The 26,663-nt window shown below is 50.4% G+C and carries 28 protein-coding genes; 20 read left to right on the top strand and 8 right to left on the bottom strand.

Annotation, left to right across the window (positions count from 1 at the left end; all coding sequences use genetic code 11):
* Nucleotides 1-186 precede the first annotated feature (186 nt).
* Genes QQL65_RS03250 through QQL65_RS03235 form a run of 4 tightly spaced genes read left to right on the top strand, consistent with a single transcriptional unit; the run spans nucleotide 187 to nucleotide 3,646 of the window.
* The gene (locus tag QQL65_RS03250; RefSeq protein ID WP_284362000.1) at nucleotides 187-1,137 is read left to right on the top strand and encodes an MBL fold metallo-hydrolase; all 951 of its coding nucleotides are present in this window, start codon (nucleotides 187-189) and stop codon (nucleotides 1,135-1,137) included.
* A gap of 36 nt (nucleotides 1,138-1,173) precedes the next feature.
* Nucleotides 1,174-2,784 carry an FAD-dependent oxidoreductase gene (locus QQL65_RS03245; protein ID WP_284361998.1) on the top strand — a complete coding sequence of 537 codons (1,611 nt, stop codon included), beginning with the start codon at nucleotides 1,174-1,176 and terminating at the stop codon, nucleotides 2,782-2,784.
* Between the two features lie 11 nt (nucleotides 2,785-2,795).
* Nucleotides 2,796-2,987, top strand: coding sequence for a DUF2783 domain-containing protein (locus QQL65_RS03240; RefSeq protein WP_284361996.1), 192 nt, complete (start codon nucleotides 2,796-2,798; stop codon nucleotides 2,985-2,987).
* Between the two features lie 38 nt (nucleotides 2,988-3,025).
* Entirely contained in the window at nucleotides 3,026-3,646 is a 621-nt protein-coding gene (locus QQL65_RS03235) for a GyrI-like domain-containing protein (RefSeq protein ID WP_284361994.1), read from the top strand.
* Here QQL65_RS03235 and QQL65_RS03230 read toward each other — a convergent pair.
* Nucleotides 3,635-4,003 carry a nuclear transport factor 2 family protein gene (locus QQL65_RS03230; protein ID WP_284361993.1) on the bottom strand — a complete coding sequence of 123 codons (369 nt, stop codon included), beginning with the start codon at nucleotides 4,001-4,003 and terminating at the stop codon, nucleotides 3,635-3,637. The two genes, QQL65_RS03235 and QQL65_RS03230, sit on opposite strands and share 12 nt — an antisense overlap.
* A gap of 147 nt (nucleotides 4,004-4,150) precedes the next feature.
* Here QQL65_RS03230 and QQL65_RS03225 point away from each other — a divergent pair, with 147 nt between their 5' ends.
* Nucleotides 4,151-4,804, top strand: coding sequence for a TetR/AcrR family transcriptional regulator (locus QQL65_RS03225; RefSeq protein ID WP_284361992.1), 654 nt, complete (start codon nucleotides 4,151-4,153; stop codon nucleotides 4,802-4,804).
* Nucleotides 4,805-4,903: 99 nt separating this feature from the next.
* Entirely contained in the window at nucleotides 4,904-5,854 is a 951-nt protein-coding gene (locus tag QQL65_RS03220) for an oxidoreductase (protein ID WP_284361991.1), read from the top strand.
* A 61-nt stretch (nucleotides 5,855-5,915) separates the two neighbouring features.
* Here QQL65_RS03220 and QQL65_RS03215 read toward each other — a convergent pair whose 3' ends face one another.
* The 3 genes from QQL65_RS03215 to QQL65_RS03205 all read right to left on the bottom strand — a co-directional run bounded on the left by QQL65_RS03215 (nucleotide 5,916) and on the right by QQL65_RS03205 (nucleotide 9,375).
* Nucleotides 5,916-7,271: a phosphohexomutase domain-containing protein gene (locus QQL65_RS03215; protein ID WP_284361990.1), complete on the bottom strand. Its 1,356-nt coding sequence runs from the start codon at nucleotides 7,269-7,271 to the stop codon at nucleotides 5,916-5,918.
* 155 nt (nucleotides 7,272-7,426) lie between these two features.
* Complete coding sequence (locus QQL65_RS03210) at nucleotides 7,427-8,830, bottom strand: diguanylate cyclase domain-containing protein (protein WP_284361989.1); 1,404 nt, start codon at nucleotides 8,828-8,830, stop codon at nucleotides 7,427-7,429.
* Between the two features lie 86 nt (nucleotides 8,831-8,916).
* Entirely contained in the window at nucleotides 8,917-9,375 is a 459-nt protein-coding gene (locus QQL65_RS03205; RefSeq protein ID WP_284361988.1) for a MarR family winged helix-turn-helix transcriptional regulator, read from the bottom strand.
* Between the two features lie 100 nt (nucleotides 9,376-9,475).
* Between QQL65_RS03205 and hmgA the strand changes: the two genes are divergently transcribed.
* The 3 genes from hmgA to maiA are packed head-to-tail and all read left to right on the top strand — an operon-like array spanning nucleotide 9,476 to nucleotide 12,476.
* Nucleotides 9,476-10,795: a homogentisate 1,2-dioxygenase gene (hmgA, locus tag QQL65_RS03200; RefSeq protein WP_284361986.1), complete on the top strand. Its 1,320-nt coding sequence runs from the start codon at nucleotides 9,476-9,478 to the stop codon at nucleotides 10,793-10,795.
* Between the two features lie 4 nt (nucleotides 10,796-10,799).
* The gene (locus QQL65_RS03195) at nucleotides 10,800-11,813 is read left to right on the top strand and encodes a fumarylacetoacetate hydrolase family protein (protein WP_284361984.1); all 1,014 of its coding nucleotides are present in this window, start codon (nucleotides 10,800-10,802) and stop codon (nucleotides 11,811-11,813) included.
* Nucleotides 11,814-11,831: 18 nt separating this feature from the next.
* Nucleotides 11,832-12,476, top strand: a complete 645-nt coding sequence (gene maiA / locus QQL65_RS03190) for a maleylacetoacetate isomerase (protein WP_284361983.1) — start codon at nucleotides 11,832-11,834, stop codon at nucleotides 12,474-12,476.
* A gap of 10 nt (nucleotides 12,477-12,486) precedes the next feature.
* Here the strand turns inward: maiA and QQL65_RS03185 are convergent, their stop codons facing one another.
* The 3 genes from QQL65_RS03185 to QQL65_RS03175 all read right to left on the bottom strand — a co-directional run bounded on the left by QQL65_RS03185 (nucleotide 12,487) and on the right by QQL65_RS03175 (nucleotide 15,254).
* On the bottom strand, nucleotides 12,487-12,864 hold the full coding sequence (locus tag QQL65_RS03185; RefSeq protein ID WP_284361981.1) for a DUF4189 domain-containing protein: 378 nt from the start codon (nucleotides 12,862-12,864) through the stop codon (nucleotides 12,487-12,489).
* A 74-nt stretch (nucleotides 12,865-12,938) separates the two neighbouring features.
* On the bottom strand, nucleotides 12,939-13,901 hold the full coding sequence (locus QQL65_RS03180) for an alpha/beta hydrolase (protein ID WP_284361980.1): 963 nt from the start codon (nucleotides 13,899-13,901) through the stop codon (nucleotides 12,939-12,941).
* An 879-nt stretch (nucleotides 13,902-14,780) separates the two neighbouring features.
* Complete coding sequence (locus QQL65_RS03175) at nucleotides 14,781-15,254, bottom strand: Lrp/AsnC family transcriptional regulator (protein WP_284361978.1); 474 nt, start codon at nucleotides 15,252-15,254, stop codon at nucleotides 14,781-14,783.
* 121 nt (nucleotides 15,255-15,375) lie between these two features.
* On the opposite strand from QQL65_RS03175, the gene hppD reads away from it, so the two are divergent.
* Nucleotides 15,376-16,500 carry a 4-hydroxyphenylpyruvate dioxygenase gene (gene hppD / locus QQL65_RS03170; protein WP_284361976.1) on the top strand — a complete coding sequence of 375 codons (1,125 nt, stop codon included), beginning with the start codon at nucleotides 15,376-15,378 and terminating at the stop codon, nucleotides 16,498-16,500.
* 74 nt (nucleotides 16,501-16,574) lie between these two features.
* Here the strand turns inward: hppD and QQL65_RS03165 are convergent, their stop codons facing one another.
* Entirely contained in the window at nucleotides 16,575-17,453 is an 879-nt protein-coding gene (locus tag QQL65_RS03165) for a MurR/RpiR family transcriptional regulator (RefSeq protein WP_284361975.1), read from the bottom strand.
* A gap of 228 nt (nucleotides 17,454-17,681) precedes the next feature.
* On the opposite strand from QQL65_RS03165, the gene QQL65_RS03160 reads away from it, so the two are divergent.
* The 10 genes from QQL65_RS03160 to QQL65_RS03115 all read left to right on the top strand — a co-directional run bounded on the left by QQL65_RS03160 (nucleotide 17,682) and on the right by QQL65_RS03115 (nucleotide 26,651).
* The gene (locus QQL65_RS03160) at nucleotides 17,682-18,188 is read left to right on the top strand and encodes a TRAP transporter small permease (protein ID WP_284361974.1); all 507 of its coding nucleotides are present in this window, start codon (nucleotides 17,682-17,684) and stop codon (nucleotides 18,186-18,188) included.
* On the top strand, nucleotides 18,185-19,465 hold the full coding sequence (locus QQL65_RS03155; RefSeq protein ID WP_284361973.1) for a TRAP transporter large permease: 1,281 nt from the start codon (nucleotides 18,185-18,187) through the stop codon (nucleotides 19,463-19,465). The genes QQL65_RS03160 and QQL65_RS03155 overlap by 4 nt, the downstream gene beginning before the upstream one ends.
* Before the next feature lie 75 nt (nucleotides 19,466-19,540).
* Nucleotides 19,541-20,596, top strand: a complete 1,056-nt coding sequence (locus tag QQL65_RS03150) for a TRAP transporter substrate-binding protein (protein ID WP_284361971.1) — start codon at nucleotides 19,541-19,543, stop codon at nucleotides 20,594-20,596.
* Nucleotides 20,597-20,711: 115 nt separating this feature from the next.
* Complete coding sequence (locus QQL65_RS03145; RefSeq protein ID WP_284361969.1) at nucleotides 20,712-21,215, top strand: hypothetical protein; 504 nt, start codon at nucleotides 20,712-20,714, stop codon at nucleotides 21,213-21,215.
* 135 nt (nucleotides 21,216-21,350) lie between these two features.
* Nucleotides 21,351-23,558, top strand: coding sequence for a hypothetical protein (locus QQL65_RS03140; RefSeq protein WP_284361967.1), 2,208 nt, complete (start codon nucleotides 21,351-21,353; stop codon nucleotides 23,556-23,558).
* A 98-nt stretch (nucleotides 23,559-23,656) separates the two neighbouring features.
* On the top strand, nucleotides 23,657-24,052 hold the full coding sequence (locus QQL65_RS03135; protein WP_284361966.1) for a COG4315 family predicted lipoprotein: 396 nt from the start codon (nucleotides 23,657-23,659) through the stop codon (nucleotides 24,050-24,052).
* Between the two features lie 91 nt (nucleotides 24,053-24,143).
* On the top strand, nucleotides 24,144-24,641 hold the full coding sequence (locus QQL65_RS03130) for a sigma-70 family RNA polymerase sigma factor (protein WP_284361965.1): 498 nt from the start codon (nucleotides 24,144-24,146) through the stop codon (nucleotides 24,639-24,641).
* Nucleotides 24,638-25,414, top strand: coding sequence for an anti-sigma factor family protein (locus tag QQL65_RS03125; protein WP_284361963.1), 777 nt, complete (start codon nucleotides 24,638-24,640; stop codon nucleotides 25,412-25,414). The genes QQL65_RS03130 and QQL65_RS03125 overlap by 4 nt, the downstream gene beginning before the upstream one ends.
* 81 nt (nucleotides 25,415-25,495) lie before the next feature.
* Nucleotides 25,496-26,002, top strand: coding sequence for an arsenate reductase ArsC (locus QQL65_RS03120; protein ID WP_284361962.1), 507 nt, complete (start codon nucleotides 25,496-25,498; stop codon nucleotides 26,000-26,002).
* Nucleotides 25,995-26,651 carry an MIP/aquaporin family protein gene (locus QQL65_RS03115; protein WP_284361960.1) on the top strand — a complete coding sequence of 219 codons (657 nt, stop codon included), beginning with the start codon at nucleotides 25,995-25,997 and terminating at the stop codon, nucleotides 26,649-26,651. The genes QQL65_RS03120 and QQL65_RS03115 overlap by 8 nt, the downstream gene beginning before the upstream one ends.
* The last annotated feature ends 12 nt before the right edge of the window (nucleotides 26,652-26,663 follow it).

Raw genomic sequence — 26,663 nt, 5'->3', positions numbered from 1 at the left:
TTGAGGCATAGGTCGAAAGCATAACAAGTTGCACTTGACATAGTTGCGATTGAAACTAATCTTGTGCGCGATTACTGATTGAGCGAATAGGGGATGATCGCTTGACGGTTGCAAATTGCTCGGGCTTGAACGCTTGAGATGATTTGCAACGGGCAAGTGCTCGTTTGCGCGAGGAGGACAGACAAAATGGCAAAAGCTTTCGCTTCCACTAACGATATGGAAGACAAGAAAATTTCGTTCACCGAGGTTGGGCGCGATCTCTATGCGTTTACCGCTGAAGGTGATCCAAACACAGGCGTGATCATTGGCGATGATAGTGTGATGATTATTGATGCGCAGGCGACCCCACGTTTGGCCAATATGGTCGTTGAAAAGGTGCGCAGCGTTACTGATAAGCCGATCAGCCATGTTGTTCTCACCCACTATCACGCTGTGCGCGTTTTGGGGGCATCTGCCTATGGCGCAAGCCAAGTCATAATGTCAGAAAAAGCGCGCTCGATGGTTGTTGAGCGGGGCCAGGAAGATTGGGACAGTGAATTTGGTCGCTTCCCACGTCTGTTCCAGGGTCACGAAAGCATTCCGGGCCTTACTTGGCCGACAACGACATTTAACAAGCGTATGTCGGTTTATCTGGGCAAACGACGTGTTGATTTGATGCATTTGGGTCGTGCGCACACTGCCGGAGATATCGTTGCCTATGTGGGCGACGAGAATGTGATGTTCACCGGCGATATCGTTGAATATCATTCCGCATGTTATTGCGGTGACGGTCATTTCCACGATTGGCCTAAAACCATTGAGGCCATTCGGTCATGGGACGTGGATGCGATTGCGCCGGGCCGTGGTGATGCGCTGGTGGGCAAAGAGATGGTCAATGCCGCGCTCGACAACACTTCGGATTTTGTTCGCTCGACTTATTTGCCAGCAGCGCGCGTTGCCTTGCGTGGCGGGTCGCTAAAAGAAGCATGGGACGCTGTGCGGGCCGAGTGTGATCCAAAGTTTGGCGACTACGCAATCTATGAGCATTGCCTGCCATTTAACGTATCACGCGCTTATGACGAAGCGCTGGATGTGGATACACCGCGCATTTGGACGGCGGAACGCGACTTGGATATGTGGAACAAGTTGCAAGGCTAAGCCATCAGTTCAAAATCGTTCTTTTGGGGAGGAAGAATGACCAAGATCTTTGAAACACCGCTTTATCCGTACAAAAAACATGCGGACCAAGACAGTGCCGACATTGTGCGGCATCCGGTTATTGTGGTTGGTGCTGGGCCCATTGGACTCGGCGCTGCGATCGATCTGGCGATGCAAGACGTGCCAGTTGTTGTGGTCGACGATAATGACAAGGTGAGTTGGGGGTCGCGGGCGGTATGCTATGCCAAACGACCGTTGGAGATCTTGGATCGATTGGGCTGCGGCGACGAGTTTGTCGACAAGGGCGTTGTTTGGAATTTGGGCAAAGTGTTCTTTGATGAGCGCCAAGTCTATGATTTTGACCTGCTACCTGAAGGTGGTCACAAGCGCCCAGCTTTTATCAATTTGCAGCAATATTATTTTGAGCAATATCTGGTTGAGCGGGCTTTTGAGTTGCAACGCCAGGGCAAGCCGATTGAAATCCGTGGGCAGAACAAAGTCACGCAAGTCGACCCTAAGGATAATGGCGCGCGCATTTCTATTGAAACGCCGGATGGGCCGTACCAGCTCGATACAGATTGGTTGATTGTGTGCGATGGCGCTGCGTCTCCCATTCGCCAAATGCTCAATCTTGATTTTGACGGGCGGGTGTTTGAAGACAATTTCTTAATTGCAGATGTGATTATGGAAGCGGATTTTCCGGTGGAACGGTGGTTCTGGTTTGATCCGCCATTCAATAGAGGGCAGTCCGCATTGTTGCACTCGCAACCCGACAATGTGTGGCGGATTGATTTGCAGCTTGGCTGGAACATCGACAAAGAAAAAGAGAAGCGCGAAGAAAACGTTGTGCCGCGCCTGAAAGCGATGCTGGGCGAAGACGCCAAGTTTGAGCTTGAATGGGTTTCGATCTACACATTCCAATGTCGACGGATGGAAAAGTTCCGGCACGGGCACGTGATTTTTGCTGGAGACGCTGCGCATCAAGTATCGCCCTTTGGCGCACGTGGGGCCAATTCTGGATTGCAAGACACGGACAATCTGTGCTGGAAGCTAAAGCTTGTTATGGACGGACACGCGCCTGAAAGCCTGCTCGATAGTTATGACTGGGAGCGCATTTATGGGGCAGATGAGAATATCCTCAATTCCACCCGATCAACCGATTTCATCACCCCTAAGTCCGATGTAAGCCGATCCTTCCGCAATGCGGTCTTGGACTTGGCCGAGCATTATGAATTTGCGCGTCCATTGGTAAACTCGGGCCGCTTGTCCGTGCCTGCGGTTTATGATGGTTCACCCCTTAATGGGGACGATGATGAAGCGTTGCCGCTTCGCACCCGGCCCGGCGCGCCTTATGTGGATGCACCTATTGCGAATGGTTGGCTGGGCGACCAACTCGGCAACAAATTTCAGTTGATCGCGATCAATTGTGACGTGCCAGACCATTTGGATGTGTGTGGCATTGGCGTTTCGACATTGTCAGTGAATACAGCCTCGTTGGACGACGATGGATTTGCGACGCGCTATTTGGGTGATCAGTCAAGTGCGGTTTATTTGATGCGGCCCGATCAGCATGTGGCGGCGCGCTGGACCGCATATGATGAAGCCAAAGTGCGTGCGGCATTGGCCAAAGCAACCGGTCGCGGGTGAGGAGAGCATAGATGTTGAACACCAAACCAAATATTGCTGGTGCTGATGATTTTTACGCCGATCTTCTGGCGCTGCATGAGGGGAAATCAGAGAAAGAAAGCGCTGACATCAATGCGCGGCTCATCTTGTTGCTGGCCAACCATATAGGCGACAAACAAGTGCTGGCCCACGCCCTAGAAGCGGCGGCAAAACCAGGCGGCTAAGTTTTGCAGGCATCATTGGGATGAAAGAGGAGCGAGATATGGCTTTTGAGGAACTCAAAGCGCAATTGAAAGAGCTGTACCTCCTGCCAAGCGACAAGTTCTCATCTGTCACGGTGCCACGACTACCCTTTGCCATGCTTGATGGGGCAGGGGACCCGCAAAAAGGTGATTATGAAGCGAAACTGAAATGGATATTTGCAGCGATCCAGCCGATCCGACGTGATGGCAAAAAGCGCATGGGTAAGGACTTTATCGAGCCGCCGCTGGAAACTTTGTGGTGGGCGGATGATATCAATGATCTGATTGAAGGAAATCGAGACAAGTTCAAATGGAGTTTGATGATCCCAATGCCAAGTTGGATCGATCAACAGCAGTTTGAAAGTGCTCTCAAGGAGGCATCAGAAAAACTCAAATCATCACCACCTGAGGGTTTGCGCTTAGAGTGGTTTGAAGAGGGACTGGCGGTGCAAATTATGCATATTGGCCCAAACGAAGAAGTTCGGCCCACACTTGATCAGCTTTATCACGAATATTTGCCGGAAAATGGCTTGGAGGCACATGGGCACTATCACGAGATCTATCTTGGCGATCCGCGCCGTATTGCACCAGAAAAACGCAAAACCGTTATTCGACAGCCTGTTCGAGCGCTAATGCGATAGGCCTTTTGATTTCTGCTCAACGGTGCCCTGATGGAAGCGCATCTTCCATTCGCCGCCGCGCTTTTGCCAAATTGAAGTGCGCTGGGTCGTTGTTTCTGGAATGCGATAATTCACGATCCATGTATCTTCGGATAGTGGCTTGGCAAAAAAGTTCTCAACGGATCGCGGGCCGTCAAAGCCGGGCTTGTCGCGCAAGTGCTCGATAATGTTGGCACGCGTGTAGCGTGTGCCGGATGCGCCGATTTCCAAAAAGTCCGGAGTGAGGATGTTCATTAGGAAGTCGGTGTTTGCACGATTGTTCGGCGCCAAAATGGCGCGTTCAAGATCGAGCAGTGTTTGATGTATTTTCATTGACATAAAGATTTCCATATCAGGCTTGTCGCTTTGTGCCAATGAAACTTTCAGCCAATTACGACACTGTTTGATTTTAGTGAATAACAAGTTCGTTCAGCTGTGATTGACTGCTCAGTCATTGGTTCCTATATGGCAGCTATGGAAAAGAAAATGCCTCGAAATGTGATTGTTTTTTCGCCCGCTGATGTGCGCGCTACCAATGGCAGTGGACGCAAGGGCAATGGCGACGGCCGAGCGGCGAAGCGCGATGTGCTTTTGGAAGCAGCGATTGAGCTTTTTGGTGAAAATGGGTTTTGGAACACGTCCACCGCGTCTGTGGCCAAACATGCTGGTGTAGCAACGGGCACTCTATTTAATTACTTCCCGACAAAAGAAGACTTGATCCGTGAAGTGATGATGTATCTCAAGCGCGAAATGATTGGCGCTGCGTCCGTTGGGTTTGACCCAATTGCGGACCTTCGCGATCAACTCGAGTTGTTGTGGTTCAACGGGTTGAAGTGGGGCATGTCGAATTGGACGCGGTTCAATTTGATGGAGCAAATTCGTGTTTCTGAAAGGCTGACAAAAACTGACCTTGATGCAGTTGGTGAGCCGTATCAAGAAATGATGACATTGTTTAGCGGTGGAGTAGAAGGCGGCCGGTTGCAGCACTTAGCCCCAGAACTCATTGCCGAGATTATGTTTCGGCAGGGCCAAGCAGTTGTTGAGTACCTATTGTGGAACGAGGCGTTTTCGGACGCCGAGCGCAACGCGCATCTCGAAACAAGTTTCGACGTCTTTTGGAACGGCATTAGCAAAAAATAAACGATCAGAAATCTCAAGCGAGAGATCTTGAATTGCAAAAAGTTCAACACATATAGAAAATGACTGACTAATCACTCAGTTTGATAATTGGAGAAATTGATGACGAAATACAAATTGCCATTTGGCAAGAATGGTTGGGGTTATGAGCGCACCCCAGATATGAGCGGCAAGACTGTTGTGATTACGGGCGGCAATTCTGGCATCGGCCTGGAAGCCGCAAAAGTCTTGGTTAGCAAAAATGCGCATGTGACGATTTTTTGCCGAAATGAAGAGAAAGCAAAAGATGCTGTTGCCCAAATCAATGAACATGCAACGCCAGCAGCTTCTATTGACTATGTGCTCATGGACCTAGCCTCCTTGGAGAGTGTGCGTGCAGCGGCAGATACCTATCTGAAAACGCATGAGACGCTCGATGTGTTGCTCAACAATGCAGGCCTTATGATGATCCCAACGCGCACCCTAACAAAAGATGGGTTTGAAACGCAGTTTGGCGTCAATCATTTGGGGCATTTTTTGTTTGCGCAAATGCTCTATCCCCTCGTGGAAAAGGCAAAAGGGCGCATTATTGCTGTCTCCTCTATTGCCCACCGTTGGGGGTTGGAGCGCATCAAGTTTGAAGACTTGAATTTTGACGAAGGTTACAGCTCGACCGTTAGTTATGGCCAGAGCAAGCTCGCCAATATGCTTTTCATCCATGAACTGCAACACCGTTTGAAGGCAGCTGGCAGTGCAGTTGATGCCTATGTGGTGCACCCAGGTTATGCGGACACTAATTTGCAACGCACAGGTCCGGGCGGCATCGAAAAGTGGCTAATGGTGGTGTTTGGACGGTTTTTGTCTCACCCACCATCCCATGGCGCAAAGTCATTGGTGTTAGCCGCAGCTGATCCTGAAGCAAAGCCAGTGACATTTTATGGTCCGGTAAAACGCGGCGGATTGGGTGGTCCAGTTGGGGAAACACCCATTGCTCCTTGGGGGCGCGATATGGATGCAGCCGCGAAGCTTTGGCACGTCTCGGAAGAGTTGACCGGCGCGAAGTGGGATATCTAAGCAAAAATTTGATTTAGAGAGAACTTTTGGCCGCCCCGGCTTCAGGCCGGGGTTGCTAATTCTACGCTTGGATCAGGTCTGTAAGTTCTTGCACCTTGGCGTCGACCAAGTCTTTGTCGCCGCGTGACTCCACATTGATGCGCAATAGGGGCTCAGTGTTTGAAGAGCGTACATTGAAACGCCAGTTTTCAAATTCAACACTGACCCCATCAATATGCTCGACTTTTAATGCATCAGGGGCATAGGTCGCTTCGATTTTTGCCAAAATGGCAGGTGCGTCGGCCACCTTGAAGTTGATCTCACCCGAGCATGGGAATTTTGCAATTCGTTCTTCAACCATCTGCTTGAGGGTTTTGCCGCTGGTTGAGATTTCGGACACGATTGCCAACCACGGCACCATGCCGGTGTCGCAATAAGAGAAATCATCGAAATAGTGGTGTGCGCTCATTTCGCCGCCATAAAGGGCGTTTTCTTCGCGCATGATTTGTTTAAAGAATGCGTGGCCAGTTTTGGAAATAATCGGCACGCCGCCTGCCGCTTCTACCACATCAATAGTGTTCCAGGTCATGCGTGGATCGTAGACGATTTTTGCGCCCGGATTTTTGTGCAGCAGTGTTTGCGCGATTAGACCTACCAAATAGTAGCCCTCAACGAATTCGCCTGTGTGGTCGTAGAAGAAGCAGCGGTCGAAGTCGCCATCCCAGGCAATGCCCAAATCGGCACCATGCTCTTTAACTGCGTTGGCGGCTTTGGCGCGTTTTTCTGGCAGAAGCGGGTTTGGAATGCCGTTTGGCAGGTGGCCATCTGCTTCATGGTCTACTTTGATAAACGTGAACGGCAGGTGTGGTTCAAGCGCATCGATGATTGCGCCGGCGCAGCCATTGCCCGCATGGCAGACGATTTTGAGCGGTTTAAGCTCCACGCCTTTAACTTGGTTGAGCAAGCGTTGCACATATTTGCTACGATCGAGAACCTCGCGTTTTTGACCGCGTTGTTCATAAGAAACTGGCGCGAATTGGGTGTCGCCCATCACCAATTCTTCAAGTGGCCCAAGCGCGTTATCTTTGGTCGCCGCTTGCGCGCCCTTAAGCACCATCTTGATTCCGTTATAATCTTGTGGGTTGTGGCTGGCGGTCACCATCAATCCGCCGTCCGCGCCAGAATTGTCTGTGTGGAAATAAACCTCTTCTGTACCGCACTGACCAACTGGCAATACATCAACGCCGCTATCCATCAAGCCTTGTGAAATGGCTTCGGCAAACGGCGCGCTATCAAGGCGCATATCATGACCAACAACAATTGTTTTTGCTTTGAGAAAATGCGCAACGGCTTGGCCAAATCGATAAGCGAAAGGCACATTCATCTGGTCAGGAATGATGCCGCGCACGTCATAGGCTTTAAACGGTGATTTGGTCATAATTGCTCACTCAAAAGATTTTAAGGACCGATCGGTTCTAACTCATATTCGTTAATTGAAATATGAGGCTGAACGGCTTTTACGCGTCAATTATGTCAGAATGAACATGATGGCAAGTTTTGGGCGTGTTATATGCACATACGTTTCGCATTTGACTAGCTGTCTGCAAGGCTAAATCTGTTGCCGCCTCGGTTTTTCGCATTATACATTGCAACATCCGCAGCGTGCAGTAATTGATCCGCGGATTTGTTGGCGCGCTCAAAGTCAGTCACGCCAATGCTTACGCCGAGTTGCAGGCTTCGACCGCCATATTCTATTGGGGTTGTGATTGCATCTATGATGCGTGTGCAAATGCGATAGGCAATGTCGCTGACATCTTCGTCAATCAGGCCCCTTTCGATGAGAATAGCAAACTCATCGCCACCAAGGCGTGCAATCATGTCAGACGAGTTTGTAATTTGGGCTAAGCGATGAGCTGTTTCACGCAAGATGAAATCACCTGCAACATGCCCCAACGAATCGTTGATCGGTTTGAAATTGTCGAGGTCGAGGAAAAACAGAAGCCGTCCAACACCTGGCTCTTCGTGATCCTTGGCCACCCAGCTTTCGATTTTTTCCAGCAAGGCTCTGCGGTTGGCAAGGCCCGTAAGTGGGTCTTGATTGGCGAGCTGTTTTGCTTTCTCGCTGTCCTCAACGACGCGCTGATGGGCCGCGGCAATGTCGCTCATGCTTTTTTCAAAGAACCGACGAGTTTCGAGGGTCAGTTGCCGCTCGCGCATTTTCATGTCGGTTATGTCGGTGTCGGTTCCAACAATACGTGCTGGTGTGCCATCGCTGTTCCACGCAATAATGCGCCCGCGGCTCATGATCCATATCCAGTTTCCGTCCGCGTGACGTTCTCGATATTCGAAGGAATTTTCAGTTAGTTCGCCACTATCCTGCGCGTGGACTTGTTCCAATATCTCATCCCTATCATCCGGATGAAGGCGCTTTTGCCAATTTTCGGCACCTGAGGCTTGGCTGTCACCAATTTCAAATCCGCGCATAGTGTACCAACGGCTTGAATACCATATTTCGCCACTATTCATGTCGCAGTCCCAAACCGCTTGCGCGGCGCTTTGTAAAGCAAACCGAATGCGGTCATCATGTTTGTTCGCAGTTTTCGTTGGGACGGCAGTTTCAACAAGTTCGTGAATTTCGACCAGCATCTGCGGTGCGGTTTGTAAGGCTTGCTCTGGCAGATGTACGGTTAACACAAACCGTTGTGGCTCGATTTTCTTGCTTGTGGATTCCGCTAGAAACGCGATCTTGTGTGGTGGGTTTTGGTTGGTTGATCCGCCTGCGAAAAGCGCATCAAGCTCAGCTGCGCGCAGAATATCACGGATGTCTTGTCCAACCAGACTTGTTTCGGAATTGTTGAGCAGGACCGCTAAATCACCAAAAACGGAAGCGATCTGACCATCAGTTGTGATCAGAAATATGCCTTTTGCTCGACCCAGAGCGTCAGCATTTGGGATCAAGTCAATCGGATCGACGATGCTCAATTCGCGACTTTGCATGTGTCGCAGCATAAGCGTATTTACTAAAGCATTGGAAAATTGGCGCGGTAAATAATTGCTTACGATCTTTCGGGCGGTATTTGGTCTTACCCTTCAAAGCGCCTTTCAATGGCATTTAACGCAGTAAGCAATAATTTGGCATCTTCACCGCCGATTGAATCAATGAAATTCTTTTCAAACTGACGGGCAACATTGACCATGTCTTTATAGGCGGTTTGCCCAACACTTGTGAGTTCGAGATGTTCCAACCGACGATCTTCGGGATCTTGGGTGCGTTTTACCCAGCGGCGCTTTTCCAGTGAGAAAACTGCGCGGGATACTTTGGTTTTGTGCATGGGGGAGTGATTGCAAATCTCGCGCGCGGTGATCACACCAAACTGCCCGATGGTGGCGAAGGTGCGCCATTCCGGCCGTGTCAGGCCATAACGCTTTTTATATTCCTGCGCGAACTTTTGGCTGACCTTTTCAGCGGCTTGATTGAGCCGGTAAGGCAAGAAGTTCTCCAAGGCAAGAATTTCAGCGTTTTGTTTGTTTTGATCATCCATTGTGTAAATCTCCCTCGTTTGATAGTTACATAATGGATGGTTACATGTGCAACCACTAATTTGACTTTGGAAAAGATAGATAGGGTCCAAGGGTTTTCAAATGAGCAAGAATGATCTCGATTATATGCCCGGTTTCGGCAATGATTTTGAAACCGAGGCTTTGCCGGGTGCGTTGCCGCAGGGGCAAAATAGCCCGCAAAAATGTGCCTATGGGCTTTATGCTGAGCAATTGTCTGGTTCGCCATTTACCGCGCCACGCGGCACCAATGAGCGGTCATGGCTATATCGCATTCGGCCAAGCGTTCGGCACACAAAACGGTTCAAGCCGTTCCAATTGCCGCTTTGGAAAACAGCGCCGCAAAAACTCGATGCTGAATTGCCGATTGGGCAGTTGCGTTGGGACCCGGTGCCGATTCCAGAGGAAAAAACTGACTTTTTGCATGGGGTGAAAACCATCACCACCGCAGGGGATGTGTACACGCAGGTTGGCATGGCCAGCCATGTTTATGCGTTCAACGCCTCGATGGAAGATGATCACTTTTTCAACGCGGATGCGGAACTGCTGTTGGTACCAGAAGTGGGCAGCCTGCACATCTTCACCGAGATGGGCAAGTTTGACGTGGCCCCAGGCGAGATTGTGGTGATCCCGCGCGGCATGGTGTTCAAGGTGAGCGTTGAGGGACCATCCCGCGGCTATATGTGCGAAAACTATGGTGCAAAATTTACGTTGCCAGATCGTGGTCCGATTGGCGCGAACTGTTTGGCAAACCCACGCGATTTCAAAACGCCGGTTGCAGCGTTTGAACAAAAAGATACGCCTTGTCGGGTGATCGTGAAATGGTGTGGTAATTTCTATGAAACAGAAATTCCACATTCGCCGCTCGATGTGGTCGCTTGGCACGGCAACTACACGCCATATAAATATGATCTTGCGACTTATTCGCCGGTTGGCTCAATTTTGTTCGATCACCCTGATCCGTCAATTTTCACCGTTCTAACGGCACCGTCTGGCGAAGAGGGTACGGCGAATATTGATTTTGTGATCTTCCCGCCGCGCTGGCTGGTGGCCGAGCACACGTTCCGTCCGCCTTGGTATCACCGCAACATCATGTCTGAATTTATGGGGCTTATCCAAGGTCAGTACGATGCGAAGGAAGAAGGCTTTGTGCCCGGCGGCATGAGCTTGCACAATATGATGTTGCCGCACGGGCCAGATTCGGGCGGGTTCTATAAAGCTTCAAATGCGGATTTGAAGCCGCAAAAACTTGATAATACCATGGCATTTATGTTCGAAACGCGGTTCCCGCAACTTCTGACAGATTATGCGGCGAAGCTTGAGACACAACAAGATAATTACATTGATTGCTGGGAAGACCTAAAGAGCCATTTTGATGGCACCCCAGAAGGAAAGTGGGACTGATTTTATGAAACTTGCAACTCTTTCAAACGGCTCGCGCTATGGCGAGCTGGTGGTGGTGAGCCGAGATTTGTCGCGCTATGTGAGCGCAAGAGATGTGGCCAAAACCATGCGTGATGCGATTGATGATTGGTCCAGCGTTGAAGCGGGCCTGCAGGCGCTTTCTGAGAAAATCAATGGCGATGCATCTGTTGGTGAAGCATTTGACGTTCAAAAAGCGATGGCACCTTTGCCGAACCCAAGCCAGTGGGCAGATGGGTCTGCTTACGTCAATCACGTTGAACTTGTGCGCAAGGCACGTGGCGCGGAATTGCCAGCGAGCTTCTGGGAAGATCCATTGATGTATATGGGTGCACCCGATGCAATGCTGGGCGCGCATGACGATGTGGAAGTTGGCTCGGAGAGCTGGGGCATCGATATGGAAGCCGAGATTGGTGTGATTTGCGATGACCTTAAAATGGGTCTTTCACCGGAGGAAGCGGCGGACAAAATCAAGCTGATCGTATTGCTCAATGATGTGAGCTACCGCGCTTTGATTCCAGGTGAGTTGGCCAAAGGCTTTGGCTTTTTCCAAAGTAAAGGCGCGACTGCTTTTGCACCCGTGGCGATTACGCCAGACGAGTTGGGCGAGAATTGGCAAGACGGCAAGGTGCATCGTGACATGCTGGTGCACTATAATGGCGATGCTTTCGGCAAAGCCAATGCAGGCGTTGATATGACGTTCAATTTCCCAAAGATCGTCTCTCATGCGGCAAAAACACGCCACGTTGCAGCGGGCGCGATTATCGGGTCTGGCACCGTGTCAAACAAAGATGCTGATGGCACGCCGGGCAAACCTGTGCGTGATGGCGGCTTGGGCTATTCTTGCATCGCCGAAATCCGTATGATCGAAACCATTGAGAGTGGCAAACCAACCACTGAATTTATGAAGTTTGGCGATCAGGTTCGTATCGAAATGCTCAATGATGATGGATCAAGTATTTTCGGTGCCATCGATCAGCAGATCGTTGAAACAAAATAGCAAATGCGGAGCGCCAATATGAGCGAAACTGTTCTTTATAATTATTGGCGCTCTTCCGCAGCCTATCGCGTGCGCATTGCTTTGGCCCTGTGTGGCATTGACTACAGGGATGTTGATGTGAACCTTTTGGAAGGCGCACATAAGGGCGAAAGCTATAAAATGCTCAACCCGCAAGGATTGGTACCCACTATTGAGCTTGATGGCATGTTGTTCACCCAGTCCGTGGCGATTATCGAGTATTTAGCGGAGGTGCATCCTGATAAGGGCTTGATGCCTGCTGATGCGCTGGATCGCCAACGCGTTCGCGCACTTTCACACGCCATTGCGATGGATATTCACCCTGTCTGTAATCTTGGGGTCACCCAACATATCACCAAAACATTTGGCGTGGACAAGGACGTGGTGCGCGATTGGTTTCATCACTTTATCGGGCAAGGATTGCACGCCTATGAAGGGATGTTGCAACAACAGTCCGACAGCAAATTCTCGTTTGGCGATACGCCAACAATGGCCGATTGCTGCTTGATGCCACAGCTTTACAATGCCCGCCGTTGGGAAGTTGACCTTTCAGCCTGCGAGCGGATTTTGGCGATTGAAGAAAATTGCAATGCCCATCCCGCGTTTCAGGCTGCTCATCCGGATAAATTTGCGCCGGAGAGGTGACAACAATATCCTACCTTGACGTGCAGGCCCAAACCGTCACGCGGCAATTGCGGTCATTTGGTACGCAATAGGCAATGGCGCTGCTTAGCGCTTCATCTTTGTAGACATTCCATGCCCAGCCCCAGCCACCATAATCACCTTGCGCAATAGCGCCGCATGAATTGTAGAAGGTTTTTATGGTAGTGCAGTTGCCACCACAGCGGCTTTGTACAGCCTGCGCCGCTGCATTTTGGGAAGGGTAATCATATGCGTTACCCCAAGCACCGTTTGGGCCAACGCCCACCGCGCCCCAGCATTTTCCATTTGCACAGGCAGCCATCGCCGGTAGCGGCAACGCTGTAACAAGCGCCAAAGCAATTGCGATGCATAGAGTTAAAAATCGTCTCATTGCCAGTTCCCCCAGTTGGTCTGATGCTGCCTATTTTGAGCCTCACAGAATTGGTGATTGCTGTCAATCAAGCACTAGCTACGCGCCTTTTGTGTCATTTGTTTTTCTTTTTGCGGGGCGAAGTGAGATTTGACGCTCTTTTCAAACATGGTAAGCAAGTAGTCCATCGCGATGCGTCCAGAATTTGAATCTGGCGCAAAAACTTCCACGCCATGGTATGCACCATCAATCAGTTTAAAGTTGGTCTGAACTCCCGCCGTTTCAAGCGCAGTGAAATAGGCAATGTTCTCTTGCATGAAAAGGTCGCAACTGCCTACAAAGCCGATTGCAGGTGGCAATTTTGCCAGATTATCTGTACGCGCGGGCACCGCAGTTGCGGGCATGTCTTTGTCTTCGGGTCCAACATAGAGGTCCCAAGCTAGTTTGTTCTTTCCAGGCGTCCACGACAGATCATTAAGCGCAAGATTTGTTGAAGTTGTGCGATTGTCCAGCATTGCATAAAGCGGAAATTGCGCAGCAATATTCACGTCGCCACGGTCGCGTGCGGCAATGCAAATCGCTGCGGCAAGGCCGCCGCCGGCGCTTTCGCCCATGACCATGATTTGGTCGGCACGTCCGCCCAATTGTACTGCATTGTCGCGAACCCAACAAAGTACATCATAACAATCTTCCAATGCAGCAGGGTAGCGCGCTTGAAAAGACCGGCGATAATGAGGTGCGATGATAATGCACGGCGCGGCATCAATTAACCTTGAAAACAAGCCTATATCTTGGCGCGGCGCGCCGATGGCATAGCCGCCGCCGTGAAAATGCAACAAAATCGGCAGTCCATCTCTTTCCGCTTTGGGTCGCGCAATGGTGATGGGGATCGAGTGCCCGGTTTTGCCATGAATTGCAGCACGTTCAATCGTGATGTTGCTGGGCGTTCTGCCGAGGTTGGCATAAGCCAAACAATGCATCAAACGCAGGCCAAGTTGGGTGTCTGGAATACGTTGAACGAAACGGAAAGCGGCATTATCTGCAGTTGGATCAATCATACAATTTCTGTATCAGGAAAACAAAAATCATAAAGCTCAAAAACAACCTTGCCTGCGTGCTGGCCAAAAACTTATCCCCGCCCTGTCTGAGCGCGTTACACTGCTTGCAGCTTTCTTGAAGACCTTGCGGACAACGGACGCGTTGTTGGGGTCGTGAAGAGGTATGGAATTGTGTAGGTCCCGTATCAGCCTGCGTGGCGCGAACGCCACTTAGTTGTACGGGACGGTTCGGTGGGTTTGGTAAATCCTATACATGAACCGCACCACCCCGCACTTGATGCGGGGTCACACCAAACCATTCATAAAGAAAGCTGGGTCAAATGAAGTGCAAGACGTTTGTGCTTCGCTTGGTTGCAAATTGTCCAGTCTGACGCCGAAGGCACCTGTCAGTCATTATTGGGTCTGTGCCCAATTGGAGTTTTTAGCTCCGCGTGATGACCACAGACATCACGGATGCAGGGAAGGGGATAAATGGGTGAGCACCTCGGGGCAGTTTGAAGTCAAGCAGCATTTGGCTGAGCGCGAGACATTGTTTGTCTCTACTTACTTTTTGCGCAACTACAGAGGCGTTCATTGTCTCGCGCTATCGCATCACTTGGTAAACTTCGCATGGAAACATGGCGGAGATGCTGGTGGTTGAGAGCTTTGCGTTGTTGCGTTGAAATGAAGCGCTTTGGTACTTTTGACATTCTTGCCTGGATCCCCGACTACGCGGGGATGACGGGAGAGGGTGTGGCCGGGGAAACACCATAGGCGACGGCGGCGTGAAAGAAGCCTCAACCTGAGCTTGTCGAAGGGCGAGGCGGACTAATAAAGGCGAGGTGGGCCATCAACAAGGGCCCATCCTTCGACAAGCTCAGGATGAGGGGAATGGCGAACTTACCCCAAGGGCAAGCTCGATGTGTCCTTCAAGGTCTCCAACACAATTGAGGTTTTCACGTTCTGCACGGATTCATGAGGCAAAAGAACATCATTGACGAATTCGCGTAAGCCGTTGAGGTCAGGCGCGACGACTTTGATGAAATAGTCCATTTCGCCGGTCAAAGCGTGCGCTTCTTGGACTTCGGGAAGATCTGAAATCAGTGCCGCGAAGCGTTTGGAGTTGTCTGGATTGTGGGTAGCAAGGGTCACGTTAATGATGGTGACAATGCCCAGGCCGACTTTCTCGCGGTCCAATTTGGCATGGTAACCGGCGATCAAGCCGTCATCTTCTAGCCGCGTGCGGCGGCGCGAACATTGAGAAGGGGACAGGTTTACTTGTTCGGACAATTCGTTGTTGGTCAGGCGCGCATCTTTTTGCAAAAGTGCGAGGATCGCGCGGTCAAATCGATCAATTATGTCATAACTGTGCATGTATACGCCTAATATTGCGTGAAGTGTGCGTATTTTTGATGAATATGTGAAATTTTGCAAGCCTCTTGCATGGATTATGCGCAATAATTGACAGCAGAGAACATGATAGGGAGAGTTTGAAATGGGTCCATTTCCTCACGACGCCCCGGTTGCCACCATTAGCGAGAGCAACCCAGCGGGTACAGACGGTTTTGAATTTGTAGAATTTGCGCATGATGAGCCAGAAAAGTTGGAAGAGCTTTTCACCAAAATGGGCTACGCAAAAGTTGCGACACATAAATCTAAGAACATTTCTTTGTGGCGCCAAGGCGATGTGAATTACATTTTGAATGGCGAAAAATCGAGCTTTGGCGGTAAATTCGTCGATCTTCATGGCCCCTGTGCGCCTTCTATGGCATGGCGGGTTGTTGATGCGCAGCATGCGTTTGATCACGCTGTCAAAAAGGGCGCAACGCCATATGAAGGCGATGACAAGTGCATTGATGCGCCAGCAATTTTGGGCATTGGCGGATCGCTTCTATATTTCATCGATACCTATGGGGATAAAGGGTCAGCCTATGACGCGGATTATGATTGGCTCGCAGAAGCCAACCCGCGTCCGGAAGGGGTTGGTTTTTACTATCTCGACCATCTGACCCACAATGTGTATCGCGGCAATATGGACAAGTGGTGGGACTTTTACCGCGACATGTTCGGCTTTAAGCAAATCCACTTCTTTGACATTGATGGCCGGATTACTGGATTGACCAGCCGTGCGATTACCTCGCCATGTGGAAAGATCCGCATTCCGCTGAATGAGTCAAAAGACGAAACCAGCCAAATCGAAGAGTATTTGAAAAAATACAAGGGTGAAGGCATTCAGCATATCGCGGTTGGTTGTGATGATATTTACACCTCTACCGACAAGTTGGCGGACAACGAATTGAAGTTTATGCCTGGCCCACCGCAGACATATTACGATATGTCCTCAGATCGGGTGAGCGGACATGATGAGCCGCTCGATCGGATGGCCAAGCATGGCATTTTGATTGACGGAGAAGGCGTGATTGATGGTGGCATGACGAAAATCTTGCTGCAGATTTTCTCCAAGACAGTCATTGGCCCGATCTTCTTTGAGTTCATTCAGCGCAAAGGTGATGAAGGCTTTGGCGAAGGTAATTTCCGCGCATTGTTTGAATCAATTGAGCGCGAGCAAATTGAACGCGGTGTTCTTAGCGTTGAAGATTCAATCACCGCTGCAGAATAATAGCCGGGCAAATTGCCTCCCAATTTGAACGCTAGAAGGTGCTCCTGGACTAATGTTCAGGGGCACTTTTTGCTTTAGTCACCGATCGGTTGCGGGCCGGTGTCGCCGTGAATGGCGGTCAGGCTGGAGCGAATGCGGCGCAGCTTTTCCTTGGTCTCGTCTGGGCGCAGCCGTGCAACGGTGGCCGCAATAATGTCTATTGTGGCTAAGAAAACCAAGCGAGATGCGGTGGGCTTATAGATGTCTGGGTCTTCTGGCAGGCTAAGGCCAATGGTTAGGTCGCACGCTTGGGCTAAGGGTGAATCTGCCTTGGTCAGTGCGATGGTTTTCGCGCCATATTGTTTAGCAACATTGGCGCTATCAATGTTGGATCGTGGTAGGCCGGTGGCCGAGATAAAAATGATGGCGTCGCGCTTGCCAAGTGTTGCGGCGTGCATCCGCTGTAGATAGGCATCTGAGACCGCAACCGCGGAATAGCCAAGACGGAAGAAGCGATTTGCCGCGTCAAAGGCAACCGTTGTCGATCCGCCGCCGACGCCGCAAAAGATTAGTTTTTCAGCATTGTTGATATGCTCAGCTGCGAGCTTGATCGTTTCTTCGTCCAATTGCGAGCGCGCGATGTTGGCGGTGACGTAAAGCGTTTGGAATACTTGATCGATGAGGTTTTGCGGCTCGTGCTCTGCCTCGTCGCGTGTGTCGAGATATTGCAATGAAACCGCAACATTTTGCGCCAAACGAATTTTGAAATCCTTGAACCCGGCGCAACCCAATGATCTGCAAAAGCGGATAACCGTCGGTTCAGAAACGTTTGCTGCGTCCGCAAGGGCGGCGACTGACATTTCGGAAACGGTCTCTAAGTTTTTCAGGATGTAGCTAGCGACTTGCTGCTCGCGCGCATTGTAGTTGCCGTCATTTTGGCGAATTTGCGAAATGATGTCCAAAGCTGCAGTCAAAAGTTATCTCCCAAGTCGATGCAAAATGTGTTTGCGCTCTAGGCAATGCGGCGGTTTCGCCGCGTTCGAGCACATGCATTTTTTGCGAAAAAGATAAGTGCACGATTCGCGACCCTGTGCACATAAAATGCTTTTTCGTTTGTGAAACTACATAAATTGCCCTTTACACGCAATATAATCTAACATATTTGTAGTTTTACTACATATGAGAGGTGTGGAGGGGATAAGTTGTCAGAATATGCGCGCATGCTGAGTGCAAGACTGAATTGGATCGTGGAGCGTGTCGTTGCATTGCTCATGGTCCTCTTGGTGCTTGATGTTTGGATTGGCGTTGTTGACCGCTACATTTTTCATTGGCAGCTGCCTTGGCCCGAAGTGCTGGCGCGCTACTTGATGATATGGGCCGCGATGCTTGCGATTTCTGCGGGCATTGCAAGGCGCGAGCATATTGGCCTTCTGATGCTGATTTCAAAAATTCCGGATCGGTTCCGCCGCGTGATTGTTCTGGCTTTGGATGCGGTGACTTTTGCTCTTTTTGTCTATGTGGCTTGGTACGGGCTGGCGTTCGCACAAACCGGTGCCAACCGGCAGGCGATGATCTTTGGCGCGACCCTGTTCATTCCATTTTTGTCGATACCCGTTGCAGGTGCACTTTGCGCCATTCAGACATTGCTTGTGGCACTGCGGGATCAGGGCGCACTGCGTGAGCCTTCTATAGCGGGGATGACCGAATGATCGTTGCCCTTGCTTTCGTCGCCTTTGTTGTTTTGGGATTGCCGATTGGGTTTGCTCTTGGCGTGGCCGGGGTGATTGGCTTGTTCCAAATTGGTGGGGAGAATTTCTTTGCACTTGGTCCGGGCAAAATGTTCAACGGGCTAAACATCTTCCCGTTTCTTGCCATGCCGTTCTTCATCCTCGCTGGCGAGATTATGAACCACACCGGCATAACCAATCGCTTGGTGTTGCTTGCGCAGGTTCTGGTTGGTCACTTTAGAGGCGGGTTAGCGCACACCAATATGCTCGCATCAGTCTTCTTTGCGGGTCTTACGGGGGCAGCAACGGCAGATGCGGCAGCGTTCGGCAAAACGCTGGTGCCTGCAATGGTGAAAGAAGGGTATGACCGAGATTATGCCTGCGCCGTGACTGCTGCGGGGTCGATTATCGGTCCAACTATTCCGCCGTCTGGCTTGATGGTTGTTTATGGCTCTTTGATGGGTGTTTCAATTGGCGGACTGTTTGCGGCTGGTATATTGCCCGGTCTAATCATCTGTGCTGTGTGTATGGCGGTGATTGCAATCGGTGCGCGTGCGAACAATTTGCCACAAGCCGAAGAGCGGGCGCGGCTGCCAAAAATCTGGGCGACGTTCAAGCAGTCGATTTTGGCTTTGATTATGCCGGTGATAATTCTCGGTGGTATTTTGGGCGGCATTGTCACACCAACGGAAGCGGCTTCGATTGCCGTTGGCTATGCATTGTTCATTGGTGTCTTCGTTTATCGCAAAATTCGAATCAATGATCTCATTCAAATGCTTATCCGCACGGCGCGGGTGACTGGTGTCATTTTCGTTATTATTGCATTTGCCTCTATTGTTGGCTGGTGGTTGAGCTTCAACCAAATCCCGCAAGCAATCGCGACGCAAATCTTGTCAGTTTCTGATAACCGCTACGTCATCATTGCGCTGATCATTGGTCTGCTGTTGGCCATCGGTATGGTGATGGATATTACCGCCATTTTGATCATCTTGGCACCGGTTTTGGTGCCACTTACCGCTTCGATTGGCCTTGAGCCAATTCACGCCGGCATCATCTTTGTTTTGGCACTCAACATTTCATTGATGACCCCGCCTGTTGGCGCCTGCCTGTTTGTTTTGTCGTCTGTAACGGGCGAACGCTTGGAGCGGATCGCTGCAAAGCTTTGGCCGTTTTTGCTGGCCGAAGTGGCCGTCTTGTTCATCTTTGCATTTTTCGAAGATTTGGCGCTGTGGGTGCCCCGAATGCTCGGATTTGCGTAGAGGGCGCATCGCGCCATTGGCACGCGGGTCAAGCCAAAATTCAACTGGCCCGAGAATCCTAGAGGGAGAAGATAAATGGATTTTAAAAAACTTGGATTGGGATTGGCGTTAGGAGCAACCGTTGTTGCAACTGCGTCGGGCGCATTTGCAGACACGAAGGTGCTCAAATTTGCACATGACAACAAAACCGACCCGTTTGAAAACCCCGCTCATGCTTGTACCGCCGTATTTGCCAATATCGTCAACGCGGACACAAATGGCTCGGTTAAGGTTGAGGTGTTTCCATCAAACCAACTTGGCTCTGCTTCAGAACATGTGCAGTTCTTGCAAGACAATGTGATTCAAGCCACGTTGACCTCAACAGGTGCAATCTCATCTTATTACCCGCGGATCGACGTGTTGAACCTTGCCTTTGCATTTGACCACAACGCGGCCACTTATGATGTGTTTGACGGTCCATTTGGCGCTGCGCTCGCTGCCGATATAGAAGCGAGCATCCCAAATGCGAAAGTTCTTGGTTTCCCAGATACGGGCGGGTTCTTTGCGATTACCAACTCAAAACGCCCAATCAAAACGCTGGATGATTTTGATGGCATTCGGGTGCGCACAATGACTTTGCCTTCACACCAAAAGATCATTCAAGCACTGGGCGGCGAAGCATATCCATTGTCATGGGGCGAAGTTTATTCTGGATTGCAAACAGGCGTGATCGACGGGCAAATGAACCCTGTGCCGATCATTTCATTCGCAAACTTTGCTGAAGTCCAACAATATATGACGCTGACCAATCATTTGTTCTCGCCATATACATTCATGATTTCGGATAGCTTCTGGAACTCGCTAACACCTGAAGAGCAACGGGTAATCAATTACGCTGCCAAGTCTTGCGTAACAGCAAGCCGTGGCATTAGCCGTATCATTGAAGCTTCTGATCGTGGGCTTGCTGGATTGATGGACAAAATCGAAGTGACGGCTTTGACCGCTGAAGATCGTCAAGCCTTCAAGGATGCGGCACAGCCTGCCGTGTTGGCACACGTTGAAGAAGCGCTTGGTGATGAGGGTGTGGCATTGCTAGAGCAATTCCGATCGGCTGTTGAAGACGCAAACAACGCGACTTACCTCAAAAACTAGAACTTGAATAACCCTTTGATTGTTGCACTGGCGGGTCGTAATTGACCCGCCTTTTTTGATTTATGCCAAGGTGGGCGCGTCGTTGGGTGCTAGGTTGGAGGCAAGGAGAATGCCAATGACCCAATACTTTGCCTATTTGAGAAGCTGCATATGGTTTTGGGTGCCACCGCTTTTGGTGAGTTTTTCCTTCTGGCCAAATTTGAGCGCTGCCTATCAGCCCGAGATTTTTTGGCGGGACATTCCGCAGGCGCTTGGTTGGGTTGAGAATGTTTCTCGGTTTGCTGTGATCGGACTGTCGGCAATTATGCTTATTGAATGGCGCACGAGCACACAGAAATTGGGGTTCGCCATATATGTGATTGGCCTTGCACTATACATATTGTGCCAATGGGCAATCGTCGCTGCGCCCGATGGGGTTTGGGCGACAAGCTTTTTTGGATTTTTGGCCCCTGCTTATACGCCAGCAATATGGATTGTGGGCATTGGCATGATTGGCCAACGCGCCATTGATGCCCGCATCGCCTGGCGAAATGTTGTCTTCTTTGGTTTTGCGGGGCTGTTTCTTGTTGCCCACAATGTCCACGCATGGCTGGTTTTCAGCCGCTTGCCAAACCTTTGAAGCGGTAGATCCTACAAGTTGTTGCACAGAAGCCGTTTTCAACTGGTTGCCTAGTTTGCCCATTTTGGCCATTTGGTCTTAGACTGACCAGTGTTTTCACGAAACTAGGCAGTTGCTGAGGGGCAAGGAAATACCATGCGCACAAGAACCAAAGCTGTAAGTCGTTGCTTGTTTTCTGTGGGACTTTTGATGTGCTTTCTTATTGGCACCACAAGTTTGCGTGCTCAAGAGTGTCAGCTTGATCCCGCCGGAATGAGTAGCGTTCCAGATTCTGGCGAGGAACTGCGCGCTTTCATGATTAAAAAAGCGCAATACATTTTGTGCACAACGGCGACGCTGGAGGATCGTTCATTCCGAGTGAACTTCCCAGGCCAAAAGCAGTTGATTGAGAATTATGCAGCACATCACCAGTCTGAATTGGATCTGTGGACGTCGCGCAAATCTGTGCCGACCTTAAAGCAAATTCGAGAAGCTATTTCATCGCGAAAAACAACTGATGGGCAAACCGTTTTTGGCAAGGCTATGGCGAATTTTGCTCTGCACTTGAACATCTCTGAAGCTTTGTTTTGGGAGGGGCAGAAAATTCCTTCGCCCTATCTAGATGACATGCGGGCAAAGGGGATCGACCCGAGCAGCCATGCCGCAGAACTTGCGCTCAGCACGACAATTCCTGAGCCAGATGCATGGTTCACTATTGGCTGGGCATCAATTGATCGCACAAAAAAGGACCTTGAAGAGACCAAGATCAAACAGGGTTTCAAGGACGCAGTTGCGGCACATGAGCGGGCAATTGGTGATTTGGCGGCGGAAAAGAGTCGCATGGCGATGGTGCTGGGTGAACGGCAAAGGTTCGTCAAAGAGAGCGCCGAACACTTATCGAAAATAGATCGGGAAATTGCGGGATTAGGTGCCCGTGGTGTCGATGTTCCTCAGTTGCTAGCCAAAAGACGAATTGATGCCATTTCGCGTCATGAATCTGATCTAGAAAATTTCAAGAATTATGCAGATGAGTTTGTTCGCACTATCGATCAGATTGAAAAGCGAATTGAGAAGACGCGAGATGGAATGGTCAAACCCTCTGAACGCTATATGAGGTATCTGGATGGGCTGGGTGGCACGATATTGCGGGTCGAAACTGAGCAAGCGGTGCTTGAGCCCACCGATGTGGAGGGACTTCGCAAAATCCAGAACTTAATCAAAAGCGCCTATGAGGAAGTTAGTGCGCGTTCGAAGAACAAGCAGAAACTGATGGAGGCACGTCGTGCAGCCAACAAGGCGCTGGAAGCGGCAGTTGCCGACGCAAATGATGCTTCTGATGATTTGGCGCTAAGGGGTGCTTTGTCGGTTGCCTATCAATTTATGATCGAGGTGCAGGCTTCAGCGGCAAATCTCGCCCTAGCCTCGCGTGGAGGGCCCGGAGGCGTTTTGGCGGAAGCAGTTGGGCAAATTGCAACAAACGTGGCTGGCGGCTCGAAATATGTTGTGGGTGGCGTCGCGCTTGCCGGACCCTCATATTATGATGCAACAGGGCTTTTCCGGGATATCCCTCAGCTCAAGCAGGAAGATGCGATTGAAAATGACTCGCCAGCCTACACCTTTGAAGATGGTGAAAACTCGATCAAAACGATCGTCGCTCGGGAAACAATGGCTTTGCCCTATCGCACGCTTGTAGCAATGGCAACCGCCGCTGAAACCGCAAATGCGTCGGGCGCGCATCGTTCGCTTTTGCAGTCGCTTGCTGCCGAAGGATTAACCCCGAACGACGGCCTTTTGAGGCAAATGGCCAAAAAAGATATGGCTTCGCGCGAGGCTGCACAAAAGCTGGGCGAAGCCATTGGCAAAGCCGGGTTCAAAGGCGTGGTGAAGTCTATCTTGGCTGAAGCAGGTCAGAACATTGCAAAGGAGCTGACCAAAGAGGGGTTTAAGCGTGCCGCAGCGGAAGTCATTGAAGGCGGAGCGCTGGTAGATTATGCGGCAGCGCAGATGGCAGTTTCTGAAGCATACGCGCGAATGATGATCGCTGGCGACGCTTATTGGGAGAATGAAGCCGCGATTGAGACACTATTGGGGTTCATCAAGTCGCTTACTGAGCGGCAGCATTTGGGAGAAATGCAAGCCACAAAGAATGATGCATTTTATCCCTTGCCGGGTTATCGCTTCGTGATTTCCCTTGTGCCGGGTTCTATTCCAAATACAAATAGGTTTGATGCAGATGTATATCTTCATGGCGTAAAGCTTGGGCGAGATCAAAACTCTACACAGCTCGCTTGGAAAATCCCAGACGATGCGAAATTTGGCAAAGATTTGCCCGAAACGCTGACATTGAGGATCGAAATTAAGTAGCCGCATGAAGTCACTCTGAACATTTTCAAGATTTTTGGGAATAAAAACGCACTGGAACTGTTGTCTCCATATTCATCAAACAAATATGGGAGATCAAAATGTCGATATTTTCAAAAATTTCAGGTGCCGCAATTGTTGCGATTGTTGCAGGTGGCGTAGCGTTTGCCGCGGGTCATATTCCGGTCCAGCAATATGAAACGGACCTTGGCAAGGTGCTCGCCGACAAGAACAATATGACGCTCTATACTTTTGACAAGGATGAGACGGGCGTTTCCAATTGCTATGATAGCTGTGCGGATAATTGGCCGCCGCTATTTGCTGATATTGACGAGCATGATGGCGATTATAGCGTTGTTGAGCGCAAGGACGGCACGAAGATGTGGGCCTATAAAGGACAGCCGCTTTATCTTTGGGTTGGGGATACAGAGCCTGGTGACACTTCTGGCGATGGTGTTGGTGGCGTTTGGCACGTTGCAAAGCCATCCATGTACTAGTGCAGTTGCAAGGTGCAACATTGCAATCGCACCTTGACGGATACAAGTTGGCTCGCCGATGATCGGCGGGTCAATTGGAGATAATTTAGCGTTGAATTTTCGGGTGGAAGATCAGTTTGCGGTTCATATCCCCGCGTTGCAAAGATTTGCGCGGACGTTGACCAGTGCGCCAGATCTTGCTGATGACTTGGTGCAGGACTGTTTGGAACGGGCAATCCGAAAGAAGTCGCTGTTTCGGAGCCCCGCAAACCCGCGCGCTTGGCTCTTTAAGATCATGCATAACTTGCATCGGAACCAAGTGGTGCAGAAACGCCCGCATATTGGCAGCGTTGAATTGGTAGATGCCGCTGAACCGCCTCGCCAACTGGCTGCATCCGAACTGAACGATGTAAAAGCCGCGATGGAAATGCTGAGCCAAGAACACAAACAGATATTGATGTTGGTGGCGGTTGAGGGGCTCAGCTACAAAGAAGCCGCACAGATATTAGGCATCCAAAAAGGCACAGTGATGTCTCGATTGGCTAGGGCGCGTGATCAATTGCGTTCGATTATGAATGGTGATCAACAAACCAGAGGTGAAACAAGATGAATATATCTGATGATCTTTTGGTCGCCTATGTGGATGGCGAATTGAGCCAAGCCAAGCGCGAAGAAGTTGAAACTTATTTGGCGCAGAATCCAGAGCAAGCAGAACGTGTTAAGCAGTGGCAGGCAAATGATTTGGCGCTAAAGCAGGCTTTTTCGTTGGATGACGTGCCGGATGTTCAAAGCGAATTGCCAACTGCGCATAATGATAACAATCGTTGGCAACAACTTACTCGGTACGCTTTGGCTGCTTGCTTGCTGCTCGCAATAGGTTTTGGCGGCGGATTAGGTCTGTCTCAGTTGCCGTTCGGGGATGTCAAATATCAATTGCGCGTGGCCGCTTGGGCCAATGAGGCACATGAGGTTTTTGCCACGGACAAGAACCGTCCGGGTGAGTTTGATCAAGATAGTTTAGATGTCGCGACGGGATGGCTCCAAAAGCGGGTGGGTGTTGACGTGTCGATCCCAAATCTTGAGAGTAATCAGCTTCGGTTTGTGGGTGCTCGACTTGTTGGCCAAGGCGGTTTGCCCGGTGCGTTGATGACGTACGAAACGGCGAGTGCGGAACGCATATCGGTGTTTGTGCAGGCGCATAGCGAGCAACTGGCCGAGGTTGGCTATTGGTTTGTTCCAAGTGAAGATAAAACCACCTGCGTTTGGCTCAATCAGAATATCGCGTTCTCGGTCACAGGTGACATGAGTAACGATGATCTCAAGGCAATTGCTTTGCGGGTGCGCGATAGTCTTGGCCTTGGGTATCAGGGACGCAACGTATAGAAGACGCTGTTCTCCAATTGTCATTAAACTGTCATTGAAGCTGATTAGAGCCGCATAAACTGAGATGTTTTGGGGCATGCAATGGCAGATCAACCAATCGGAATTTTGTTCTTGTGTACGGGCAATTCGGCGCGATCCGTGATTGCTGAGCGATTGATGGCAGAGCTAGGTGGAAAAGAGTTTTTAGCATATTCTGCAGGCTCTCAACCAACAGGCAAACCAAACCCATTCGCGCTCGAAGTGTTGGCGAGTAACGGTATCGACATTTCGGGTGTTCGCTCCAAGAGCTGGGACGAGTTTACTGGCGCAAATGCACCGGCGATCGATATTGTGATCACTGTGTGCGACAGCGCAGCAAGTGAAACTTGCCCTGTTTGGCCCGGCCACCCGATTACCGCCCATTGGGGCGTTGCCGACCCTGCAGCAATTGAGGGGGACGAAGAGAAAAAGCGATTGGCTTTTGCCACAACATATTCTCAGATGTTGGCACGGATATCGGCTTTGTTGCGACTTGAATATACCAATCGCGATGAAGAATTTCGCCAGGCACTTCGTGATATCGGCAGGATGGAGACGGCCCATGTTTAGTCGGTCGCAAATTTTGGTTGCTGAGTTTTTGGGCACGGCGCTTTTGCTCGCAACCGTTGTCGGTTCTGGCATCATGGCAGAGCGGCTAGCAGATGGTAACGTTGCAATAGCCTTGCTGGGCAATACCATTCCAACGGGTGCAATTTTGGTGGTGCTGATTACCATGTTTGGTCCAATATCGGGCGCCCATTTCAACCCCGCCGTGACGTTGGCTATGTTCCTAAATGGAGATCTCAAGCGGATTGATGGAGTGCCATATGTTCTGGCGCAGATCGCTGGTGGGATATTTGGGGTTTGGTGTGCACACATGATGTTTGCTGAGCCATTTTTTCAATTGTCGCAAAAACCGCGCTTTGGCGCGGGTCAGTGGTTCGCTGAATTTGTAGCGACGTTCGGACTGGTGTTGGTGATTTTTTTGGTTGTTAAGTTCAAACGTGACGCAATTGCGATGGCTGTTGGCCTTTATATCACCGCGGCCTATTGGTTCACCGCCAGCACGTCGTTTGCTAACCCAGCCGTGACCATCGCGCGTGGATTTTCGGATAGCTTTGCTGGCATTGTGCCCAGCTCAATCCTGCCATTTATCTTGGCGCAGCTGTTTGGCGCAGTTGCTGCGTGGGGCGTGTTTCGGTTCCTTTCAGCGGAATAATATCGTTAAATA

Origin of the sequence: Maritalea porphyrae (assembly GCF_030159895.1) — a bacterium.
GTDB classification, from domain to species: domain Bacteria; phylum Pseudomonadota; class Alphaproteobacteria; order Rhizobiales; family Devosiaceae; genus Maritalea; species Maritalea porphyrae.
This window is presented reverse-complemented; position numbering and strand designations above follow the sequence as displayed.

Coding starts and splice junctions, on each gene's coding strand:
- QQL65_RS03115 (WP_284361960.1), top strand. CDS start 25,995: ATGTTTAGTCGGTCGCAAATTTTGGTTGCTGAGTTTTTGGGCACGGCG.
- QQL65_RS03145 (WP_284361969.1), top strand. CDS start 20,712: ATGACCCAATACTTTGCCTATTTGAGAAGCTGCATATGGTTTTGGGTG.
- QQL65_RS03240 (WP_284361996.1), top strand. CDS start 2,796: ATGTTGAACACCAAACCAAATATTGCTGGTGCTGATGATTTTTACGCC.
- QQL65_RS03210 (WP_284361989.1), bottom strand. CDS start 8,830: ATGCAAAGTCGCGAATTGAGCATCGTCGATCCGATTGACTTGATCCCA.
- QQL65_RS03180 (WP_284361980.1), bottom strand. CDS start 13,901: ATGATTGATCCAACTGCAGATAATGCCGCTTTCCGTTTCGTTCAACGT.
- QQL65_RS03140 (WP_284361967.1), top strand. CDS start 21,351: ATGCGCACAAGAACCAAAGCTGTAAGTCGTTGCTTGTTTTCTGTGGGA.
- QQL65_RS03245 (WP_284361998.1), top strand. CDS start 1,174: ATGACCAAGATCTTTGAAACACCGCTTTATCCGTACAAAAAACATGCG.
- QQL65_RS03135 (WP_284361966.1), top strand. CDS start 23,657: ATGTCGATATTTTCAAAAATTTCAGGTGCCGCAATTGTTGCGATTGTT.
- QQL65_RS03120 (WP_284361962.1), top strand. CDS start 25,496: ATGGCAGATCAACCAATCGGAATTTTGTTCTTGTGTACGGGCAATTCG.
- QQL65_RS03220 (WP_284361991.1), top strand. CDS start 4,904: ATGACGAAATACAAATTGCCATTTGGCAAGAATGGTTGGGGTTATGAG.
- maiA (WP_284361983.1), top strand. CDS start 11,832: ATGAGCGAAACTGTTCTTTATAATTATTGGCGCTCTTCCGCAGCCTAT.
- hmgA (WP_284361986.1), top strand. CDS start 9,476: ATGAGCAAGAATGATCTCGATTATATGCCCGGTTTCGGCAATGATTTT.
- QQL65_RS03150 (WP_284361971.1), top strand. CDS start 19,541: ATGGATTTTAAAAAACTTGGATTGGGATTGGCGTTAGGAGCAACCGTT.
- QQL65_RS03205 (WP_284361988.1), bottom strand. CDS start 9,375: ATGGATGATCAAAACAAACAAAACGCTGAAATTCTTGCCTTGGAGAAC.
- QQL65_RS03230 (WP_284361993.1), bottom strand. CDS start 4,003: ATGTCAATGAAAATACATCAAACACTGCTCGATCTTGAACGCGCCATT.
- QQL65_RS03195 (WP_284361984.1), top strand. CDS start 10,800: ATGAAACTTGCAACTCTTTCAAACGGCTCGCGCTATGGCGAGCTGGTG.
- QQL65_RS03235 (WP_284361994.1), top strand. CDS start 3,026: ATGGCTTTTGAGGAACTCAAAGCGCAATTGAAAGAGCTGTACCTCCTG.
- QQL65_RS03175 (WP_284361978.1), bottom strand. CDS start 15,254: ATGCACAGTTATGACATAATTGATCGATTTGACCGCGCGATCCTCGCA.
- QQL65_RS03155 (WP_284361973.1), top strand. CDS start 18,185: ATGATCGTTGCCCTTGCTTTCGTCGCCTTTGTTGTTTTGGGATTGCCG.
- QQL65_RS03225 (WP_284361992.1), top strand. CDS start 4,151: ATGCCTCGAAATGTGATTGTTTTTTCGCCCGCTGATGTGCGCGCTACC.
- QQL65_RS03215 (WP_284361990.1), bottom strand. CDS start 7,271: ATGACCAAATCACCGTTTAAAGCCTATGACGTGCGCGGCATCATTCCT.
- hppD (WP_284361976.1), top strand. CDS start 15,376: ATGGGTCCATTTCCTCACGACGCCCCGGTTGCCACCATTAGCGAGAGC.
- QQL65_RS03125 (WP_284361963.1), top strand. CDS start 24,638: ATGAATATATCTGATGATCTTTTGGTCGCCTATGTGGATGGCGAATTG.
- QQL65_RS03185 (WP_284361981.1), bottom strand. CDS start 12,864: ATGAGACGATTTTTAACTCTATGCATCGCAATTGCTTTGGCGCTTGTT.
- QQL65_RS03250 (WP_284362000.1), top strand. CDS start 187: ATGGCAAAAGCTTTCGCTTCCACTAACGATATGGAAGACAAGAAAATT.